Genomic DNA, 20,105 nt, shown 5'->3' on the forward strand with positions numbered 1-20,105 from the left:
GAAAGTGCTAAGAGCGGGTTAAGGATTTTGACCAAATGAAAAGGGCCCCGCGGGGCCCTTGTGGTCAGGAGTGGGTGGCCTGGTCGTAGAAATGGGCCAGGTCCTGGTGCAGCGTCTTGATGGCCTCGGGGTTGAGGTAAATCATGTGCCCAGAGGGGTAGTAGCCGAATTCCAGGTTCTTCTTCAGTTCGGCCGGCAGGTCCATGTGGGCCAGATCGTACTCGGTGCCGAAGAAGGGGGTGGCCAGATCGAAATAGCCGTTGGCGCTGAACACCTTGAGGTAGGGGTTGGTGCGCATGGCGTTGGCGAGATCGCCGTTGACCGCCGGCATCGGCATGGGCCAGTGGCCGTTGGGGGCCTTGTGGTGCCAGTCCCAAGTCCGGATGGCCTGGTCGGCGAAGATGCGGTAGGGCGTCTTGCTCTCGAATTTCAGATCCTGGTCCAGGTAGTTGTTGAAGGCGGCGATGAAGGCACCGCTGATGGCGGTGTCGGAGGCGTCGGTGTCCGGGGTCTCACCGGCGGCGTCCTGGTCGATGCCGAGGAAGCGGCCGTCGAAGCGGCCCACGGTACGGCGCTCGTCACGGAGCAGCTCCTTGCGGAAGCGGCTGGCGTCCACCTTGAGGTTGGCTTCCTTGATGTAGGCCACGGACAGGCCGGTGTACTGGTGCAGCTTCTCGGCGATGGCATCACGCTCCTGGTCGCCCAGGTTCTGGCCCTGGGACAGGGCGTGGGCGTAGTCACCGCTGGCGAAGGCGCGCACTTCATTCAGGAAGGGAGCCAGGGCCGCAGGCTTGTTGGGGAGCTTGTTCTGGTACCAGGCGATGGCGGCAAAGGTCGGCAGATCGCTGATGTAGCTGCGGTCCAGGCCCGGCATCAGGGCGCCGTAGTTGAGGATGCTGGACACCAGTATGACGCCGTTCATGGTCATGCCGTCATCCTGGAGGCGGTTGACCAGGGCGCCGGAGCGGGTGGTGCCGTAGGATTCGCCGAGCAGGAACTTGGGCGAGTTCCAGCGCTTGTTGACGGTGACATAGCGCTCGATGAAGCGGGCGAAGCCGTCCACGTCCTGGTCCACGCCCCAGAAGGGCTTGGAGGGATCGTCCTTTTTGTCCTTGGCGTCTTTGCCCGGCAGGCCGCGGGAGAAGCCGGTGCCGATGGCGTCGATGAACACCAGATCGGTCTTGTCCAGCAGGCTTTCGGGGTTGGCCGACACCTTGTAGGGCGGCGGCATGGTGGGCTTGCCGTTGGCGGTGTCCACCTTGACGGGGCCGAAGGAGCCCATGTGCAGCCAGAGGCTGGCGGAACCGGGGCCGCCGTTATAGAGGAAGGTCACAGGCCGCGGCTTGTCGCCCTTGACCGTATAGGCGACGTAGAAGACGGTGGCGTCGGCGTCGCCTTTTTTATTGCGGATCAGCAGGTTGCCTGCCGTTGCCTGGTAATTGATATTGGTGTCGCCGAGGCGGATGCGGTGATCTGTGGACACCGCCTTTTCCTGGGGTTCGGCCGGTTTGGTGGCCTGCTCCTTGGCGTCGGGGGCTTTCTCGGCGGCCTGGAGCGGCAGCAGGGGCGTTGCGGCCAGGCACAGCAGCAACAGGTGTTTGGCAGCTTGCATAAGACGGCGGTCTCCGGTGGTTGAATGTGGGCCTTGTGCTGAGTGTCGGGCCTTAGGCCTCTTACAAAACAGCAAGATAGACCAATCACCTTTAGGATGCGCCTTAAGGGCGGGGGATAAAACCGGGCGGGATTGCGCTTCAAGGCGCGGGACTAACGTTTGGGCGAAAAAAAGGGCGGTAAAACCGCCCTTTTTCCAATGTCATGACCTTACTTCTTGGAAGCGAAGTCGCGCTGGGTCTGGCCCACGTACAGCTGACGGGGGCGACCGATCTTGGCGGTGGGGTCGGAGTGCATCTCGTTCCAGTGGGCGATCCAGCCGATGGTGCGGGACATGGCGAAGATCACGGTGAACATGGAAGTGGGGATGCCGATGGCCTTGAGGATAATACCGGAGTAGAAGTCGACGTTGGGGTAGAGCTTCTTCTCGATGAAGTATTGATCGGACAGGGCGATGCGCTCGAGCTCCATGGCCACGTCCAGCAGCGGATCCTGGATGTTCAGTTCCTTCAGTACCTGGTGGCAGGTCTCACGCATGACCTTGGCGCGGGGGTCGAAGTTCTTGTAGACCCTGTGGCCGAAGCCCATGAGGCGGAAGGGATCGTCCTTGTCCTTGGCGCGGGCCACGAACTCGGGGATGCGGTCAACAGAGCCGATCTCTTCGAGCATGCGCAGGCAGGCTTCGTTGGCGCCGCCGTGGGCAGGGCCCCACAGGGAGGCGATACCGGCCGCGATACAGGCGAAGGGGTTGGCACCGGAGGAGCCGGCCAGACGCACGGTAGAAGTAGAAGCGTTCTGCTCGTGGTCGGCGTGGAGGATGAAGATCTTGTCCATGGCGTCAGCCAGGATCGGGTTGACCTTATAGTCCTCGCAGGGGGTGGCGAACATCATGTGCAGGAAGTTCTCTGCATAGGACAGTTCGTTGCGGGGGTAGATATAAGGCTGGCCGATGCTGTGCTTGTAGCACATGGCGGCGATGGTCGGCATCTTGGACAGCAGGCGGAAGGCCGCGATCTCGCGATGGCGCGGATTGCTGATGTCCAGGGAGTCGTGGTAGAAGGCGGACAGGGCGCCTACGACGCCACACATGACGGCCATGGGGTGCGCGTCAGGGCGGAAGCCCTTGAAGAAGTTGCGCAGTTGCTCGTTGAGCATGGTGTGGGTCTTGACGGTGTCGCGGAAGGCGTCGTATTGCTCTTTATTAGGGGCTTCGCCGTAGAGCAGGATGTAGCACACTTCCAGGTATTCGGCTTTCTCGGCCAGCTGATCGATGGGGTAGCCCCGGTGCAGCAGTACGCCTTTGCCGCCGTCAATGAAGGTAATAGCCGATTCGCAGGATGCAGTAGCCAGGAAGCCAGGGTCAAAAGTGAAAAGACCGTGTTTGCCCAAAGTCCGGACGTCGATTACGTCCTGGCCGGCGGTGCCAGAAAGGATAGGCAATTCAATAGCATCCTTGCCTTCCACCAGTAGCTTGGCAATTTTTTCCGCCATACAACATGTCTCCTTTGGTCGTTAATTTCTCGAGAATGCTCTCGTAAACAGCCGCCCTTTGTACTCGCAAATGGTCCGATTTGTCAATTTGACGAATGTACAGGCGGAGCCAAACAACAGCTGAACGGCAACTGACGGCGGCTCAGCGGAGCCGAGTTGAAAGCCTAGTCAAAACTGCATCCTTATGCGCCCTGTTGGGCAAAGTGTGACCGGGTTCAAGTCGTTGAAATTGCCCTGTTGCATCATTATACTTGGCCGCGGGTTGGCCTTGCCGGCTTTGCCGATGCTGTCTGACTTCCTACAGTCACCCAGTTCAGCATTCTTTCTCCAAGAATGTGACCAGCGAAGCCCAAGGGCGCCTCCATCCGGTTTAGCTGGTGATACAACAACAAAGGCTCATTAAGAGCCGAGTGGGCAGACATCGTGAAAAAGCAAAGACCTGTCAATTTAGAATTGCAGACCATCCGCTTTCCAATCACCGCTATTGCGTCCATCCTCCATCGCGTTTCCGGCGTCATCATGTTCTTTGCCGTAGCCATCCTGCTGTGGATGCTGGCAGAGTCCCTGTCGTCTGAAGCTGGCTTTGACGCCGTCAAAGCCATGATGAGCGGCTTTTTTGCCAAGTTCATCGTCTGGGGGATCCTGACTGCACTGGCGTACCATCTGGTAGGCGGTATTCGTCATCTGATCATGGACATGGGTTACTGGGAAGAATTGCCCAGCGGCAATGCCTCCGCTCAAGCGGCCATTGTCATCACCCTGATCCTTTCCGTTCTCGCAGGAGTGTGGCTATGGTAACTAACGCAGGCACCTTCGGCCGCACTGGTGTTCACGACTTCGTCCTGGTGCGCGCCTCCGCCATCGTGATGACACTCTATGTGTTCTTCCTGGTGGGCTTCCTTGTTGTCACCCCCGATCTGACTTTCGCCACCTGGAAAGGCTTCTTCGGCCACCTGGGCGTCAAGGTCTTTACCCTGCTGACCCTGGTGAGCCTGCTGGTTCACGCCTGGATCGGCCTCTGGCAGGTGCTGACCGACTACGTCAAACCGACCGGCCTGCGCATGGGGCTTCAGTTTGTGCTGAATCTCGCCGCCATGGCTTATGTGATCAGCGGTTTCGTAATTCTGTGGGGTGTGTAAGTGACTATTCCAACATATGAATTCGATGCTGTAGTGATCGGCGCTGGCGGTGCCGGCATGCGTGCCGCACTGCAGATCTCCAAAGAAGGCAAGAGCTGCGCTCTGCTGTCCAAGGTGTTCCCGACCCGTTCCCACACCGTATCCGCCCAGGGCGGTATCACCGTGGCGCTGGGCAACACCCACCCGGACAACTGGAAGTGGCACATGTACGACACCGTCAAGGGCTCCGACTATATCGGTGACCAGGACGCCATCGAGTACATGTGTAACACCGGTCCCGAGGCCATCCTCGAGCTCGAGCACATGGGCCTGCCTTTCTCCCGTCTGGACAACGGCAAGATCTACCAGCGTCCTTTCGGCGGCCAGTCCAAGAACTTCGGCGGCGAGCAAGGCGCTCGTACCGCCGCTGCTGCCGACCGTACCGGCCACGCCCTGCTGCACACCCTGTATCAGCAGAACGTGAAGAACCACACCACCGTTTTCTCCGAGTGGTATGCGCTGGATCTGGTCAAGAACGCCGAAGGCCACGTGGTCGGCTGTACCGCTATCGACATCGAAAGCGGTGAGGTTGTCTACTTCAAGTCCAAGGCCGTGGTCCTCGCCACCGGCGGTGCCGGTCGTATCTTCCAGTCCACCACCAACGCCCATATCAACACCGGTGACGGCGTCGGTATGGCTGCCCGTGCCGGCGTGCCGTTGCAGGACATGGAAATGTGGCAGTTCCACCCCACCGGTATCGCCGGTGCCGGTGTACTGGTCACCGAAGGCTGCCGTGGTGAAGGCGGTTACCTGCTGAACAAGAACGGCGAGCGCTTCATGGAGCGTTATGCCCCCAACGCCAAGGACCTCGCGTCCCGTGACGTTGTGGCCCGTTCCATGATGATCGAGATCCGTGAAGGCCGTGGTTGCGACCACCCCCAATACGGGCCGCACATCAAGCTGAAGCTGGATCACCTGGGTAAAGAAGTGCTGGACGCCCGCCTGCCTGGCGTTGGCGAGCTGGCCAAGACCTTCGCCCACGTGGACACTTCCAAAGAGCCGATCCCCGTTATCCCCACCTGTCACTACATGATGGGCGGTATCCCCACCAACGTGCACGGCCAGGCCATCAAGAAGGTCGACGGCAAGGAAGAGGAAGTCGTAGGCCTGTTCGCCGTTGGCGAAATCGCCTGCGTATCCGTACACGGTGCCAACCGCCTGGGCGGTAACTCCCTGCTGGATCTCGTGGTCTTCGGCCGCGCTGCCGGTATGCACCTGGGCAAAGCCCTGGACGAGATCCCCGAAGTCAGCGTCACCGACGCCGACATCGAGAAGGCCCTGGAACGCTACAACCGCTGGGAAAGCAACAAGACTGGCGAAGACCCGGTTCAGATCAAAAAAGATCTGCAGAACTGCATGCAGCGTAACTTCTCCGTGTTCCGTGAAGGCGCCGCCATGGCCGAAGGCCTGGAAGAGCTCAAGCAGATCCGCGAGCGCGTCAAGAACGCCCGCCTGGACGATACCTCCAAGGAGTTCAACACCCAGCGCATCGAATGCCTGGAGCTGGACAACCTGGTGGAAACCGCCTACGCGACCGCTGTTGCCGCCAACTTCCGTACCGAATCCCGCGGCGCCCACAGCCGTTTCGACTTCCCGGATCGTGACGACGAGCAGTGGCTGTGCCACAGCCTCTTCGACACCGTCACCGGCGAGATCAGCAAGCGCGAAGTCAACAGGACTCCGACCATGCTGACCGACGAAGAGCTGGAGAAGTTCAAGCCCAAGGCGCGGACCTACTAAGGAGTACGGGATGAAAGTTAAGTTTTCTGTATACCGCTACAACCCGGACATCGACACCAAGCCGCGCATGCAGGATTACGAGCTGGACGTGGCCGAAGGTTCCGACATGATGGTGCTGGACGCCCTGATCCTGCTCAAGGAGCAGGATCCGACCCTGTCCTTCCGTCGCTCCTGCCGCGAAGGTGTTTGTGGCTCCGACGGTGTCAACATGAACGGCAAGAACGGCCTGGCCTGTATCACCCCTTTGTCTGCCCTGGGCAACAAAGCCGTGATCCGCCCGCTGCCCGGCCTGCCGGTGGTTCGTGACCTGGTCGTGGACATGGGTCAGTTCTACACCCAGTGGGAAAAGGTCAAGCCCTTCCTGCTCAACGACGCCAAGCAGCCCCCTGCCCGTGAGTTCCTGCAATCTCCGGAAGAGCGTGAGAAGTTGGACGGCCTGTACGAGTGTATCCTCTGTGCCTGCTGCTCCACCTCCTGCCCGTCCTTCTGGTGGAACCCGGACAAGTTCATCGGCCCCGCCGGCCTGCTGGCCGCCTACCGTTGGCTGGCTGACAGCCGCGACACCGCGACCGAAGAGCGCCTGAGCGATCTTGAAGATCCCTTCAGCGTCTTCCGCTGCCACGGCATCATGAACTGTGTGAACGTCTGTCCCAAAGGGTTGAACCCCACCAAGGCAATCGGCCACATCAAGTCCATGCTGTTGAAGCGAGCTGTTTAGTCTCGTGCCGCAACAAGGTAGAATGCGCGCCGAGCGCTAATTGAATAGCCACGCCTCTTCCGAGGGGTGGCTATTTTTTTGAAAATCGTGGCTGTTTCGGCAGCTGTTGTAAAAAGCCAATCCCAACTGCGATCACGCGAGGTTCAAGGGATCACTATGCACGAAGGCACAATGCAGGCGTGGCTGGACTCGTCCCCCTTTGCGGGCGGCAACGCCAGCTACATTGAGGAGCTCTACGAGAGCTACCTGGAAGACCCGGGTTCGGTACCCGACGAGTGGAAGCAAGAATTCGACAAGCTTCCCAAGGTCAAGGACGGCTCTCCCGAAGCCAATTTCAGCCAGATCCGCGAAGAGTTCCGGATCATGGCCAGTCAGCCCCGCCGGGCCGTGGTAGCCGGTGACGGTGTCGACGCCAAGCAGGTCAAAGTCCTGCAACTCATCAACGCCTATCGTTTCCGTGGTCACCAGCACGCCAATCTCGACCCCCTGGGTCTGTGGCAGCAAGAGCGTGTCGCCGAACTCGACCCCGCCTTCCACAACCTCGATAGCAGCGATTTCAACAAGAATTTCCACGTCGGTTCCCTGGCGGTCAAAGATGAGACCATGAAGCTGGGCGAGCTGGCCGACCTGCTCAAGAAAACCTACTGCGGTTCCATCGGCGCCGAGTACATGCACATCGTCAACACCGAAGAGAAGCGCTGGATCCAGTCCCGCCTCGAAGCCGTCGCCGGCAAGGGCAGCTTCTCCAAGGAAGACAAGACCCGCATCCTCAACAGCCTGACCGCCGCCGAAGGCCTGGAAAAATACCTGGGCGCCAAGTTCCCCGGTGCCAAGCGCTTCTCCCTCGAAGGCGGTGACGCCTTGATCCCCATGGTCAAGGAAATGCTGCGCCGCGCTGGCGAGCAGGGTGTCAAGGAATCCGTTATCGGCATGGCCCACCGCGGCCGTCTGAACATGCTGGTCAACGTGCTGGGCAAGAAGCCCCAGGATCTCTTCGACGAGTTCGCCGGTAAGCACAAGGAATCCCTGGGCAGCGGTGACGTGAAGTACCACATGGGCTTCAGCTCCGACTTCGCCACCCCCGGTGGCAACCTGCACCTGGCCCTGGCCTTCAACCCCTCCCACCTGGAGATCGTCAACCCCGTGGTCATGGGCTCAGTACGTGCCCGTATGGACCGCCGCGGTGACAAGGACGGCTCCAAGGTGCTGCCCATCACCGTCCATGGCGACTCCGCCATCGCCGGCCAGGGCGTGGTGGCCGAGACTTTCAACATGTCTCAGACCCGCGCCTACGGCGTCGGTGGCACCATCCGTATCGTGGTCAACAACCAAGTGGGCTTCACTACCTCCAAGCAGGAAGACACCCGTTCCACCCAGTACTGCACCGACATCGCCAAGATGGTGCAGGCGCCGATCTTCCACGTGAACGGTGACGATCCGGAAGCCGTGGTGTTCGTGTCCCAGCTGGCCGTCGACTACCGCAATACCTTCAAGCGCGACGTGGTCATCGACCTGGTGTGCTACCGCCGCCATGGCCACAACGAGGCCGACGAGCCCAATGCCACCCAGCCCTTGATGTACCAGAAGATCAAGAGCCACCCGACCCCGCGCGCCATCTACGCCGAGCGCCTGGCAGGCGAAGGCAGCGTCAGCGCCGAGGAAGCCAAGGCCCTGTCCGATGGCTACCGCGACGCCCTCGACAAGGGTGAGTGCGTGGTGGACGAATGGCGTCCCATGACCGAGCACAGCTCCGACTGGACTCCCTTCCTCGGCAAAGAATTCGACGCCGCTTACAAGTCCGGTGTCGCCACCACCAAGCTGGCCGAGCTGGGCGAGACCCTGGCCACCATGCCGGCCGAGGTGAAGCTGCAGCGCCAGGTCGCCAAGATCTACGAAGACCGCCTACTGATGGCCAAGGGCGAGAAGGCCCTGGACTGGGGCATGGGCGAGACCCTGGCCTACGCCACCCTGCTGGAAGAGGGCAACCATGTCCGCATCACAGGGCAAGACGTGGGCCGTGGCACCTTCTTCCACCGCCACGCCGTGGTGCACGACCAGGCCACCGCCGCCGAGTACCTGCCCCTGAAACACCTCAAGGCAGAGCAGGGTGTGCTGGACATCTACGACTCGGTGCTGTCCGAAGAAGCGGTACTGGCTTTCGAGTACGGCTACAGCTCTGCCGAGCCTAAGGGCCTCTTCATCTGGGAAGCCCAGTTCGGTGACTTCGTCAACGGCGCCCAGGTGGTCATCGACCAGTTCCTGAGCTCCGGCGAGCAGAAGTGGGGCCGTCTGTGCGGCCTGACCATGCTGCTGCCCCACGGCTACGAAGGCCAGGGCCCCGAGCACTCCAGCGCCCGTCTGGAGCGCTTCCTGCAGCTGTGCGCCGACGACAACATGCAGGTCTGCGTACCCTCCACCCCGGCTCAGGTGTTCCACATGCTGCGCCGCCAAGTCGTGCGTCCGGTACGCCGCCCGCTGATCGTGATGTCGCCCAAGTCCCTGCTGCGCCACCCGCTGGCCGTCAGCAGCCTGGACGAGCTGGCCGCCGACAGCTTCCAGAACGTCATCCCAGAAGTTGACGCCCTGGACGCCAAGAAGGTCAAGAAGGTGGTGTTCTGTGCCGGTAAGGTCTACTACGATCTGCTGGATGCCCGCCGTAAGAACGAGATCGACGACATCGCCCTGGTGCGCGTCGAGCAGCTCTATCCCTTCCCGGTCAAAGAAGTGCAGCAGGTGCTGGCCCAGTACAGCCACGTCACTGATTTTGCCTGGTGCCAGGAAGAGCCCAAGAACCAAGGTGCCTGGTATTTCATCCAGCACGACATCCGCGACGCGCTGCCCAAGGGTGCCACCCTGGGTTATGCCGGCCGCAAGGCGTCAGCGGCACCGGCCGTGGGTTATGCCTCTGTGCATGCCAAACAACAGCAGGCGCTGGTCGCAGATGCGCTCAACCTCGAAGTAAAAGATTAAGGCAAAAGGAACAACAGAATGAGCATCGAAATCAAGGTACCCGTCCTGCCGGAATCTGTGGCGGACGCCACTATCGCCACTTGGCACAAGAAGCCCGGCGACGCCGTTTCTCGTGACGAGAACCTGGTTGATATCGAGACCGACAAGGTTGTGCTGGAAGTACCGGCCCCGGAAGACGGCGTCATGGGTGAGATCCTGTTCGAAGAAGGTGCCACCGTCACCGGCGAGCAGATCATCGCCATCCTCAAGGCCGGCGCCGTTGCCGCCGCTCCGGCCGCTGCCGAGGCGCCCAAGGCTGAAGCCGCTGCTCCTGCTGCCGCCGCTTCCGACGAGTCCAACGACGCCCTGAGCCCCTCAGTGCGCCGCGCCCTGGCCGAGAAGGGCCTGAGCCCTGACGGCATCAAAGGCACCGGCGTGGGTGGCCGCATCACCAAGGAAGACGTGGACAACTACATGAAGTCCGGCGCCAAGGCGGCTCCTGCTGCCGCTGCCGCTCCGGCTGCCATGGCTGATCGCTCCGAGAAGCGCGTGCCCATGACCCGCCTGCGCAAGACCATTGCCAAGCGCCTGCTGGACGCCAAGAACAGCACCGCCATGTTGACCACCTTCAACGAAGTCAACATGAAGCCGATCATGAACCTGCGTAAGCAATACCAGGAGCTGTTCGAGAAGAAGCACGGCATCAAGCTGGGCTTCATGTCCTTCTACGTCAAAGCCGTGGTTGAAGCCCTCAAGCGCTACCCCGACGTCAACGCCTCCATCGACGGCGACGACATCGTCTACCACAACTACTTCGACATCAGCATCGCCGTGTCCACCCCCAAGGGCCTGGTCACCCCCGTGCTGCGCGACGCCGACCAGATGAGCCTGGCCGACATCGAGAAGGCCATCCGTGACCTGGCCATCAAGGCCCGTGACGGCAAGCTGACCATGGAAGACATGACCGGCGGCAACTTCACCATCACCAACGGTGGTGTCTTCGGCTCCCTGCTGTCCACCCCCATCATCAACCCGCCCCAGAGCGCCATCCTCGGCATGCATGCCATCAAGGATCGCCCCATGGCGGTGAACGGCCAGGTGGAAATCCTGCCGATGATGTACCTGGCCCTGTCCTATGACCACCGCATCGTCGACGGTCGCGAGTCCGTAGGCTGCCTGGTGACCATCAAGGAAATGCTGGAAGATCCGGCGCGTCTGCTGCTGGACGTTTAAGCTTTCAGGCAAACGGGGGGCCCAGGCCCCCCGAAATCTGGACTGAGGGACCTGCGGGTCCCTTTGGGATGGTAGCCCCTAGCTGCCACAAACACGCAAAGAGACTAGTATCATGAACTTGCACGAGTATCAGGCAAAACAACTGCTTGCCGAATACGGGCTGCCCGTGTCCGAAGGCCACGCGGTAGACAATCCGCAAGCTGCTGTAGAAGCTGCTTCCTCCATCGGCGGCAACCAGTGGGTCGTTAAATGTCAGGTACACGCCGGTGGTCGCGGTAAAGCGGGCGGTGTGAAGGTCGTTGACACCAAAGAAAAAGTTCGCGAGTTCGCCGAGCACTGGCTGGGCAAGAACCTGGTGACTTTCCAAACTGACGAGAAAGGCCAGCCGGTCAACAAGATCCTGGTCGAGTCCTGCACCGACATCGCCAAGGAACTCTACCTGGGCGCCGTTCTGGACCGCTCCAGCCGTCGCGTCGTGTTCATGGCCTCCACCGAAGGCGGTATGGAGATCGAGACCGTCGCTCACGAGACCCCTGAGAAGATCTTCAAAGCTGCCCTGGATCCCCTGGTCGGCCCCCAGCCTTACCAAGGCCGCGAGCTGGCCTTCCAACTGGGCCTCGAAGGCGACCAGATCAAGCAGTTCGTCAAGATCTTCATGGGTCTGGGCAAGTTGTTCACCGATCTGGACCTGGCCCTGCTGGAAATCAACCCGCTGGTCATCACCGACAAGGGCAACCTGCACTGCCTGGACTGCAAGATCAACATCGACTCCAACGCCATGTACCGTCAGCCCAAGCTGCGCGAAATGCACGACCCGTCCCAGGACGACGCCCGTGAAGCCCGCGCTGCCCAGTGGGAACTGAACTACGTTGCCCTGGAAGGCAACATCGGCTGTATGGTTAACGGCGCCGGCCTGGCCATGGGTACCATGGACATCGTCAAGCTGCACGGTGGCCAGCCCGCCAACTTCCTGGACGTAGGTGGCGGCGCTACCAAAGAGCGCGTCTCCGAAGCCTTCAAGATCATCCTGTCCGACGATGCCGTTAAGGCCGTTCTGGTCAACATCTTCGGTGGTATCGTGCGCTGCGACATGATCGCCGAAGGCATCATCGGTGCCGTTGAAGAAGTGGGCGTCAAAGTCCCCGTCGTCGTTCGCCTCGAAGGTAACAACGCCGAACTCGGTGCCAAGAAACTGGCCGAAAGCGGTCTGAACATCATCGCCGCCACCAGCCTGACTGACGCTGCCCAGCAGGTTGTTAAAGCCGCGGAGGGTAAATAATGAGCGTCCTGATTAACAAAGACACCAAAGTGATCTGCCAGGGTTTCACCGGCGGTCAAGGTACTTTCCACTCCGAACAAGCCATCGCCTACGGCACTCAGATGGTTGGCGGCGTGTCCCCGGGCAAAGGCGGCACCACTCACCTGGGCCTGCCGGTGTTCAACACCGTTCGCGAAGCCGTACAGGCCACTGGCGCTACCGCTACCGTGATCTACGTTCCGGCTCCCTTCTGTAAGGACGCCATCCTGGAAGCCATCGACGCCGGCATCGAGCTGATCGTCACCATCACCGAAGGCATCCCGACCCTGGACATGCTGGACGTCAAGGTCAAGCTGCAGGAAACCGGCGTACGCATGATCGGCCCGAACTGCCCCGGCGTTATCACGCCGGACGAGTGCAAGATCGGCATCATGCCTGGCCACATCCACAAGAAGGGCAAAGTGGGCATCGTTTCCCGCTCCGGCACCCTGACCTACGAAGCGGTCAAGCAGACCACTGACGAAGGTTTCGGCCAGTCCTCTTGCGTGGGTATCGGTGGCGACCCGATCCCGGGCTCCAACTTCATCGACATCCTGGAGATGTTCCAGAACGATCCGCAGACCGAAGCTATCGTCATGATCGGCGAGATCGGCGGTACCGCTGAAGAAGAGGCCGCTGCCTTCATCAAGGCCAACGTCACCAAGCCGGTCGTTTCCTACATCGCCGGTGTAACTGCTCCTCCGGGCAAGCGCATGGGCCACGCTGGCGCCATCATCTCCGGCGGTGCCGGCACTGCCGACGAGAAGTTTGCCGCCCTGGAAGACGCCGGTGTCAAAACCGTGCGTTCCCTGGCCGACATCGGCAAGGCGCTGCGCGAAGTAACCGGCTGGTAAGCCAAGGTTGCTTTGAAAAAAACCGCCCCTCGGGGCGGTTTTTTTATGGCTTGCCGGCGAAGAGCCGGCCCGCCTGCACCTGGTTGCGGCCGCCCTGTTTGGCCTGGTAGAGGGCCTTGTCGGCACTCTGGAGGAATTCCCGCTGGGTCAGGGTCTTGCTGGGGATGACGGCGGCCACTCCCAGGCTCAGGGTCACCACCGCCGGCGGTGATAGGTGATGGGGGACCGCCAGCTCCTCCACATTGCTTCGGATCCGTTCGGCGATGGTCAGGGCTTCTTCCATGTAGACGCCGGGCAGCACCACGGCGAACTCCTCGCCGCCATAGCGGGCCACCAGGCTGTCGTCCTTGCGCACGCTCTGGGCCAGGGTCCTGGCCACCTTGATCAAGCAGTCGTCCCCGGCCAGGTGGCCGTAGTGGTCGTTGTACTGTTTGAAGTGGTCGATGTCGCAGATGATGACGGACAGGGGCAACTTGTGCTGCTGGCAATGGCGCCAGGTCTGATGGATAAAGTGGTTGAAGTGGCGGCGGTTGGCGACCTTGGTGAGGCCGTCCAGGTTGCTGAGCTTGGCCAGGCTTTCGTTGTGGCACAACAAGAGGGCATTCTGCTCGGCCAGTTTGGCCTGCAGCAGGAAGGCCTGGCGGGCACTCTTTTCCTGGTGGTAGCAGATCATCATGCCGACGACGTTGGCCCCCATGAAAAAGATCTGGTTGGCCACCACCATGTTGAAGCTTGCCTCGTGGATAATGAACTCCATGATTTCGTAAAGCAGCACCAGTGACCAGCAGCAGAAACTGGCCACCGAAAAGCGCAGTTTGGCCAGGCCATAGCCGACCATGAACACCAGCAGCAGGCCGGCGTAGTAGGGGTAGGAGTCGGGCTTTTTGGTCAAGGTGGCGAGGTAGATGACGCAGACGCCCCCCAGGATCAAGAGTATGGCCAGGGACGTCTGGTAAAAGGGCATGAAATGGCGATGGTAGGAAAAGGCCAGCACCGACAGCCCCGCCGGCAGGAAGATGCCGAAGCGGCAAACCCAGGCCTCGAACAGCTTGTCCGGCAGCACCAGCAGGTCCAGCGCGGCGAAGAGGCAAAAGTAGATGATACCGAAGCAGATGGCCACCCTGGCCTGGCTCAGGGTGCTGTGGAAATAGGCTTCCCTGAAGGCACGTTCCAGCCCAGCCTCACGGCCCTGGAAGTGCAAGGTAAAGGTATTCAGCCCCTTAATTTGATGTTGTGATACAGAGGTTTCAGCCATCATCCCCGTTTGACCGTTCATTTCTGAACCGGTACTCCAAAGACAAGTCACCATCAAGATCGTATGATGTGGCCGTCCAAATGCCTGGAGGACCCATGAATCACTATAGCCAATCTGCTAATAAAGCCCTTGTATTTGCTGCGGTCTTTTTGTGCCTGATCTTGGCCGTCATAGGGGGCTGGCGTTGGCAGGTGGGCCAGGGCTATGGGATCTGGGTGCTGGGGATCTTTGCCGGCCTCGGGGCCATCTTCGCCCTGGCGCTGTTCAAGCGCTGCATGTGGCTGGGCGCCGACGATAAGGGGCTGACCTTGCACCACTGGTTCAGCAAGGCGACGCTGCCCTGGTCCGATATCGAAAGCCTGGGACTGGTGTATCACCATCTGTTCCCCTCTGTAGGCCTTTGCCTGACCGAAGCCGGCAAGGCCAAATGGCCGGGCCGCCTCTATGACAGAGAGATCATGCATGTGGACGCCGCCCTGCCTGTCTGGTTGGCCGCCAGGGCCGATCAGGTCCTTGCCAGGCTCAAGGCCTGCCAGGGTGAAACAGAGCGTTGAGGCGTTGTCTTGGCCCTTTGATGGGTTAACATCGCTGCTGAGACTCAGATAACCGACATGCCCATGGAATTCATCGTTATCCCCGTGACCCCCTTTGCCCAGAACTGCACCCTGGTGTGGTGCAGCGAGACAAAGGCGGCGGCCGTCATAGATCCAGGCGGCGAGCCCGACAAGATCCTGGTCAAGGCCAAAGCGCTTGGCCTGAACCTCGAGGCCATCTGGCTGACCCACGGCCATCTCGACCACGTGGGCGCCGCCGGCGATCTCAAGGCCAGCCTGGGCCTGCCCATCATAGGCCCCCAGAAGGAAGACGACTTCTGGCTGAGCCGCCTTGGCGATCAGGCCAGGATGTTCGGTTTCCCCGAGCCCACCTTGTTCAAGCCGGACCGTTATCTCGACCAGGGCGACAAGCTGCCCCTTGGCAAGCTCGAGTTCGAGGTGCTCCATTGCCCTGGCCATACCCCTGGCCACCTGGTGTTCTTCAACCGCCAACATCAGTGGGCACAGGTGGGGGACGTGATTTTCAAGGGCTCCATAGGCCGCACCGATTTTCCCATGGGTAACCAGCAGCAGCTGCTGGAAGCCATCCGAAGCCGCGTCTTCCCCCTGGGGGATGAGGTACGCTTTGTGCCGGGGCATGGCCCCATGTCGACCCTGGGGGAGGAGCGCCGCTCCAATCCCTTCGTGGCCGATCACCGTTTTGGTTAAGGAAAAACCCTTATGTCTAAGGTACTGAACGAACTGCTCTCCTTGCTGGAACTGGAGCCTGTTGAACAGGGCATCTTCCGCGGCCAGAGCCAGGATCTGGGCTTCCCGGCCCTGTTTGGCGGCCAGGTGCTGGGCCAGGCCATGAGCGCCGCCCAGGCCACCGTCGGGGAAGGGCGCATCGCCCACTCCCTCCATGCCTATTTCCTGGAAGCCGGGGACGCCAAGAGCCCCGTGGTCTACCTGGTGGAGAACCTGCGCGACGGCGGTACCTTCTCCACCCGCCGCATCAAGGCGGTGCAGCACGGCCGGGCCATCTTCGCCCTGACCGCCTCCTTCCAGGTGCCTGAAGTGGGCTTCGAACACCAGGACGAGATGCCGGCGGTGCCTGGCCCAGAGGGGCTCAAGAGCGAGCGGGAACTGGCCGAGCCTTTGGCCGAGCGCCTGCCCAAGCGCATCCTCGAGAACTTCCTCACCGAGATGCCCATAGAGATGCGGCCCGTGGTCTTCCATGACCCCACGGCGCCGGTGACGGCCGAGCCGGTACGTTACGTCTGGATCAAGGCCAACGGCCTGATGCCGGACGATCCCAGGGTGCACCAGTACCTGCTGGCCTATGCCTCCGACTTCAACTTCCTGCCCACGGCCCTGCAGCCCCATGGCCGTTCCTACATGGATCCCAGCCTGCAGGTGGCGTCCATCGACCACGCCATGTGGTTCCACCGGGATTTTCGCATGGACGACTGGCTGCTGTACGTGGTGAAAAGCTCCACCGCCAGCGGCGGCCGCGGCCTGGTGCGGGGCCAGTTCTTCGACCGCGAGGGCCGGCTGGTTGCCTCCAGCCAGCAGGAAGGTTTGATACGACAAAGAAAGCCCAGGGAAGCCTGAGCTAAGCCGTAAACGAAAAAGGCGCCACTAGGCGCCTTTCTCATGCGACCACGCCATGTGGTTCCACCGGGATTTTCGCATGGACGACTGGCTGCTGTACGTGGTGAAAAGCTCCACCGCCAGCGGCGGCCGTGGCCTGGTGCGGGGCCAGTTCTTCGACCGCGAGGGCCGGCTGGTGGCCTCCAGCCAGCAGGAAGGTTTGATACGGCAAAGAAAGCCCAGGGAAGCCTGAGCAAAGCCGTAAACGAAAAAGGCGCCACTAGGCGCCTTTCTCATGCGACCACGCCATGTGGTTCCACCGGGATTTTCGCATGGACGACTGGCTGCTGTACGTGGTGAAAAGCTCCACCGCCAGCGGCGGCCGCGGCCTGGTGCGGGGCCAGTTCTTCGACCGCGAGGGCCGGCTGGTGGCCTCCAGCCAGCAGGAAGGTTTGATACGGCAAAGAAAGCCCAGGGAAGCCTGAGCAAAGCCGTAAACGAAAAAGGCGCCACTAGGCGCCTTTTGCTTATTCGCTGACGGGTCTCAGGCCCCGGCACAGCCAGAGCGCAGGGGCCCCCAGCACGGCCATGGCCAGGAAGGCCTTGCCGCCCCAGTCCTCATAGAGGGCGCCTGTGACCAGCATCATGGCCGCTACCGCCAGGCTGAGGCCGAAGGCCGAGTAGAGGGCCTGGGTGCCGACCCCATAATGGGCCGGGATCTCCTTGGATATAAAGCGGATCGCCCCCAGATGGGAGAGGGTGAAGGTCACCCCGTGCAGGGCCTGGAGCAGTATCAGCTGCCAGAGCTGGTCGGCAAAGGCGGTGCCTGTCCAGCGCACCATGACGGCGATGGCCCCCAAACTCAGCAACCAGGCGGCGCTCTGGCGGCCGAAGAGGCGCTTGGCGAAGTAGAAGACCGCCACTTCCACCACCACGCCCCAGCTCCACAGGGCCCCAATGGTGCCGGGGCTGATCCCCTGCTTCTGCCAGTAGAGGGCCGAGAAGCCGTAGTAGGCGGCGTGGCTGCCCTGGATACACATGGTGATCAGCACGAAGCGGCGCACCATGGGCTTCTTGAGCAGGGCCCACCAGCTCTTGGCGGCCTGGGCCGCGGGCCCGTCGGTGAGCGGCACCGACATGGCCGGCAGGGTGCCGAGGAACATCAGCAGTTGGGTGGCCAGCAGGCACCAGAGCACCGCCTCGCTGCCCCAGAGGCCGGTGATGGTGCCCATGGCGGTGGACATCACCACGAAGGCGATGGAACCCCAGAGCCGGACCTTGCCGTAGTCCATGCCGATCTGCGCCACCAACCGGGTGGCCATGGCGTCACTGATCGGCACCAGCGGCGAGTAGAGCAGGGAACCGAGCAGGGTCAGCCCCAGCAGCAGCGGCAGGCTCTGGGGCAACAGGAAGCCGCAGAAGATGAGCAGGGTGCTAAGGGCCAGCAGCCGGCTGGCCGGCAGCAGCTGCTCGGAGCGCTTGATGCGGGTGGTGATGAACAAAGAACCCAGGGCCCGGGTGCCTTGGGCGACGCCCAGCAGCAGGCCGATGATGGCGGGGGTGAGGTTCTGGCCCTTGAGCCAGAGCGACCAGAACGGCAGGTAGATCCCCCAACCCAGGAAAAAATGCACGTAGAACAGCGACAACCAGCGCGAAGGGGGGAGGGTCATGACAACATCCTTGAAGGCGGGGGCGCCGATCTTGGCGGCTGTTTTGCACTGGGTCAAGGCGCTCCCTGCCAAGAGATGCCAAGCTAAGGCAAAAAGGAGAAGGCATTCATGTACGACATGGTCACCCTGGGCTCGGCGACAGTGGATCTGTTCGCCGATACCGATTCAGAACTGGTGCAGATCGAAACCAGCCACAGCCTGGAAAAGCTCATCGCTTATCCCCTTGGGGGCAAGATCCTGGTCAAGCACCTCAACGTCACCATAGGGGGCGGTGGCACCAATACGGCCGTGGCCTTCGCCCGCCAGGGGCTCAAGACCGCTTACCTCGGCAAGCTGGGAGATGACGCCCAGGGCCAGCAGGTGTTGGACGAGTTGCAAAGGGAAGGGGTGGATTTCATCGGGGCAAGGGGTGGCCAGACAGGGCTGTCGGTGATCCTCGATTCCATCCATGACGACAGGACCATCCTTGCCTTCAAGGGCGCCAACGACCACCTGAGCCTGGACGAGGCCAAGCTGCCAGAGAGCCGCTGGCTCTACTGTTCGGCCATGCTGGGCGAGAGCCTGGACACCCTCAAGGCCGTGGTGGCGACTGCCCAGGCAAAAGTGGCCTTCAACCCCTCCAGCTACCTGGCCCGCCAGGGCATAGCCGCCCTCCAGCCCATCCTTGACCACCTGGAAGTGCTGGTGCTGAACAAGGAGGAGAGCGCCATGTTGCTGGGCCTCGACGAACACGAGCAGCAGGACATGGCCGAGCTGCTCAAGGCCCTGGCCGCCAGGCTGGCGGTGCCGGTCATCGCCATCACCGATGGCAACCAGGGGGTGCTGGCCACCGACAGGGTCAAGAGGGTGGGAGCCAAGCCCAGGGCGAACCTTGCCATAGTGGAAACCACGGGGGCAGGGGACGCCTTCGCCAGCGGTCTGGTGGCGAGCCTTGCCAAAGGGGAGGGGCTGGCGGCAGCGGTCAGGGGCGGCATGTGCAACGCCGAGTCGGTGCTGGCCTATCAGGGTGCCAAGAACCGGCTGCTCACCGCAAACGAACTGGCAGGCGCCCTCGAGGTCGACCAGCGGGAGCTGACGGAAAGCCGCTGGCCGGGCTGAAGAAAAGACAAAGCCGGCGATTGCCGGCTTTGTGCTTACTTGGGCTGGGCGTCGATGCTCTGGCCGTTGACGTTCTTGCTGTCAGGGCCCATCAGGTAGAGGTAGAGGGGCATGAGGTCGGCCGGCGTCTTCAAGGTCATGGGATCTTCGCCGGGGAAGGCCTGGGCGCGCATGGCGGTGCGGGTACCGCCGGGGTTGATGCAGTTGACCCGCAGCGGCCCCTTGCTGTTCTCGTCGGCCAGAACCTGCATCATGCCTTCGGTTGCGAACTTTGACACCGCATAGGCGCCCCAGTAAGCGCGGCCCTTCTTGCCCACCCCGGAGCTGGTGAAGATCAGCCGGCCGTCTTCGCTTGCCTTCAGCAGCGGCAGCAGGGCGCGGGTCATGTGGAAGGTGGCGTCCACATTGATCTTCATCACCCTGTCCCAGCACTTGTCTTCGATCTGCTCGAAAGGCCCCAGCACCCCCAGATCCCCTGCGTTCATCAGGGCGCCGTCCAGGTGCCCGAACTGGTTTTCGATGGTGGCGGCCATGTCGCGGTAGTGCTGGTCCGTGGCCCCCAGCATGTCCAGGGGAATGATGGCCGGCTGGGGGCAGCCTGCCGCTTCAATCTCATCGTAGAGGCTTTCCAGGGCCGGCACGTTGCGGCCCAGCAGTATCAGGGTGGCGCCATGTTTTGCGTATTGCAGGGCGGCCTCCCTGCCTATGCCTTTGCTGGCACCTGTGACCAGGATCACCCGGCCGTCGAGGAGGTGGGGACTGGGCTGGTAGTCGAGCATAAGGGTCCTTTTAGGCTTTGCCGTGGGAAAATGTGACCAAGCCACAATTTATTCGCCAAAGCGGGCTTGTGACAGAATTTTCACGAAATGTTTGGAAAAGTCCGAC

Annotated in this window: 17 protein-coding genes and 2 pseudogenes; 14 read left to right on the forward strand and 5 right to left on the reverse strand. The window is 61.6% G+C overall.

The genetic code is table 11. The annotated features are described in order from the left end of the window. Positions 1 to 64: 64 nt before the first annotated feature. Together PVT67_RS07455 and PVT67_RS07460 are read right to left on the reverse strand one after the other, a co-directional pair. Positions 65 to 1,612, reverse strand: a complete 1,548-nt coding sequence (locus PVT67_RS07455) for a S10 family peptidase (protein ID WP_301499277.1) — start codon at positions 1,610 to 1,612, stop codon at positions 65 to 67. A 209-nt stretch (positions 1,613 to 1,821) separates the two neighbouring features. After that, positions 1,822 to 3,102, reverse strand: coding sequence for a citrate synthase (locus tag PVT67_RS07460; RefSeq protein WP_301499278.1), 1,281 nt, complete (start codon positions 3,100 to 3,102; stop codon positions 1,822 to 1,824). A gap of 420 nt (positions 3,103 to 3,522) precedes the next feature. Here PVT67_RS07460 and sdhC point away from each other — a divergent pair, with 420 nt between their 5' ends. The 8 genes from sdhC to sucD all read left to right on the forward strand — a co-directional run bounded on the left by sdhC (position 3,523) and on the right by sucD (position 13,071). Further along, complete coding sequence (gene sdhC, locus PVT67_RS07465; protein WP_301499667.1) at positions 3,523 to 3,900, forward strand: succinate dehydrogenase cytochrome b556 subunit; 378 nt, start codon at positions 3,523 to 3,525, stop codon at positions 3,898 to 3,900. Then, the gene (sdhD, locus tag PVT67_RS07470; protein ID WP_301499279.1) at positions 3,894 to 4,241 is read left to right on the forward strand and encodes a succinate dehydrogenase, hydrophobic membrane anchor protein; all 348 of its coding nucleotides are present in this window, start codon (positions 3,894 to 3,896) and stop codon (positions 4,239 to 4,241) included. The genes sdhC and sdhD overlap by 7 nt, the downstream gene beginning before the upstream one ends. Positions 4,242 to 4,298: 57 nt before the next feature. Continuing rightward, positions 4,299 to 6,020: a succinate dehydrogenase flavoprotein subunit gene (gene sdhA, locus PVT67_RS07475; RefSeq protein ID WP_419181033.1), complete on the forward strand. Its 1,722-nt coding sequence runs from the start codon at positions 4,299 to 4,301 to the stop codon at positions 6,018 to 6,020. 10 nt (positions 6,021 to 6,030) lie between these two features. After that, positions 6,031 to 6,738 (forward strand): succinate dehydrogenase iron-sulfur subunit, encoded by a 708-nt coding sequence (locus PVT67_RS07480; RefSeq protein ID WP_301499281.1) that lies wholly within the window; start codon positions 6,031 to 6,033, stop codon positions 6,736 to 6,738. Positions 6,739 to 6,894: 156 nt separating this feature from the next. Further along, the gene (locus PVT67_RS07485) at positions 6,895 to 9,708 is read left to right on the forward strand and encodes a 2-oxoglutarate dehydrogenase E1 component (RefSeq protein ID WP_301499282.1); all 2,814 of its coding nucleotides are present in this window, start codon (positions 6,895 to 6,897) and stop codon (positions 9,706 to 9,708) included. 18 nt (positions 9,709 to 9,726) lie between these two features. Further along, the gene (gene odhB / locus PVT67_RS07490; RefSeq protein WP_301499283.1) at positions 9,727 to 10,920 is read left to right on the forward strand and encodes a 2-oxoglutarate dehydrogenase complex dihydrolipoyllysine-residue succinyltransferase; all 1,194 of its coding nucleotides are present in this window, start codon (positions 9,727 to 9,729) and stop codon (positions 10,918 to 10,920) included. A 112-nt stretch (positions 10,921 to 11,032) separates the two neighbouring features. Then, complete coding sequence (gene sucC / locus PVT67_RS07495) at positions 11,033 to 12,199, forward strand: ADP-forming succinate--CoA ligase subunit beta (protein ID WP_301499284.1); 1,167 nt, start codon at positions 11,033 to 11,035, stop codon at positions 12,197 to 12,199. After that, positions 12,199 to 13,071, forward strand: a complete 873-nt coding sequence (sucD, locus tag PVT67_RS07500; RefSeq protein WP_301499285.1) for a succinate--CoA ligase subunit alpha — start codon at positions 12,199 to 12,201, stop codon at positions 13,069 to 13,071. Before sucC ends, sucD begins: the two co-directional genes overlap by 1 nt. Before the next feature lie 43 nt (positions 13,072 to 13,114). On the opposite strand, the gene PVT67_RS07505 is transcribed toward sucD, so the two are convergent. Continuing rightward, on the reverse strand, positions 13,115 to 14,329 hold the full coding sequence (locus tag PVT67_RS07505) for a diguanylate cyclase (RefSeq protein ID WP_301499286.1): 1,215 nt from the start codon (positions 14,327 to 14,329) through the stop codon (positions 13,115 to 13,117). Positions 14,330 to 14,475: 146 nt separating this feature from the next. On the opposite strand from PVT67_RS07505, the gene PVT67_RS07510 reads away from it, so the two are divergent. From PVT67_RS07510 to PVT67_RS07530, 5 genes and pseudogenes are all read left to right on the forward strand, one after another. Then, on the forward strand, positions 14,476 to 14,880 hold the full coding sequence (locus PVT67_RS07510; protein WP_301499287.1) for a hypothetical protein: 405 nt from the start codon (positions 14,476 to 14,478) through the stop codon (positions 14,878 to 14,880). Positions 14,881 to 14,943: 63 nt separating this feature from the next. Next, complete coding sequence (locus PVT67_RS07515) at positions 14,944 to 15,588, forward strand: MBL fold metallo-hydrolase (protein ID WP_301499288.1); 645 nt, start codon at positions 14,944 to 14,946, stop codon at positions 15,586 to 15,588. Positions 15,589 to 15,600: 12 nt separating this feature from the next. Then, the gene (gene tesB, locus PVT67_RS07520; RefSeq protein ID WP_301499289.1) at positions 15,601 to 16,473 is read left to right on the forward strand and encodes an acyl-CoA thioesterase II; all 873 of its coding nucleotides are present in this window, start codon (positions 15,601 to 15,603) and stop codon (positions 16,471 to 16,473) included. A 46-nt stretch (positions 16,474 to 16,519) separates the two neighbouring features. Continuing rightward, a pseudogene (locus tag PVT67_RS07525) lies at positions 16,520 to 16,705 on the forward strand (acyl-CoA thioesterase); the annotation flags it as partial. A gap of 46 nt (positions 16,706 to 16,751) precedes the next feature. Next, positions 16,752 to 16,937, forward strand: a pseudogene (locus PVT67_RS07530) (acyl-CoA thioesterase); the annotation flags it as partial. Positions 16,938 to 16,979: 42 nt separating this feature from the next. On the opposite strand, the gene PVT67_RS07535 reads toward PVT67_RS07530, so the two are convergent. Further along, on the reverse strand, positions 16,980 to 18,122 hold the full coding sequence (locus PVT67_RS07535) for a 3-phenylpropionate MFS transporter (protein WP_301499290.1): 1,143 nt from the start codon (positions 18,120 to 18,122) through the stop codon (positions 16,980 to 16,982). A gap of 108 nt (positions 18,123 to 18,230) precedes the next feature. On the opposite strand from PVT67_RS07535, the gene PVT67_RS07540 reads away from it, so the two are divergent. Beyond that, a complete protein-coding gene (locus tag PVT67_RS07540; RefSeq protein ID WP_301499291.1) occupies positions 18,231 to 19,220 on the forward strand; it encodes a carbohydrate kinase family protein in 990 nt (329 codons plus the stop codon). A gap of 35 nt (positions 19,221 to 19,255) precedes the next feature. Here the strand turns inward: PVT67_RS07540 and PVT67_RS07545 are convergent, their stop codons facing one another. Then, positions 19,256 to 19,999, reverse strand: a complete 744-nt coding sequence (locus tag PVT67_RS07545) for a YciK family oxidoreductase (protein ID WP_301499292.1) — start codon at positions 19,997 to 19,999, stop codon at positions 19,256 to 19,258. Positions 20,000 to 20,105: the final 106 nt, after the last annotated feature.

Origin of the sequence: Gallaecimonas kandeliae (assembly GCF_030450055.1) — a bacterium.
Lineage (GTDB): Bacteria > Pseudomonadota > Gammaproteobacteria > Enterobacterales > Gallaecimonadaceae > Gallaecimonas > Gallaecimonas kandeliae.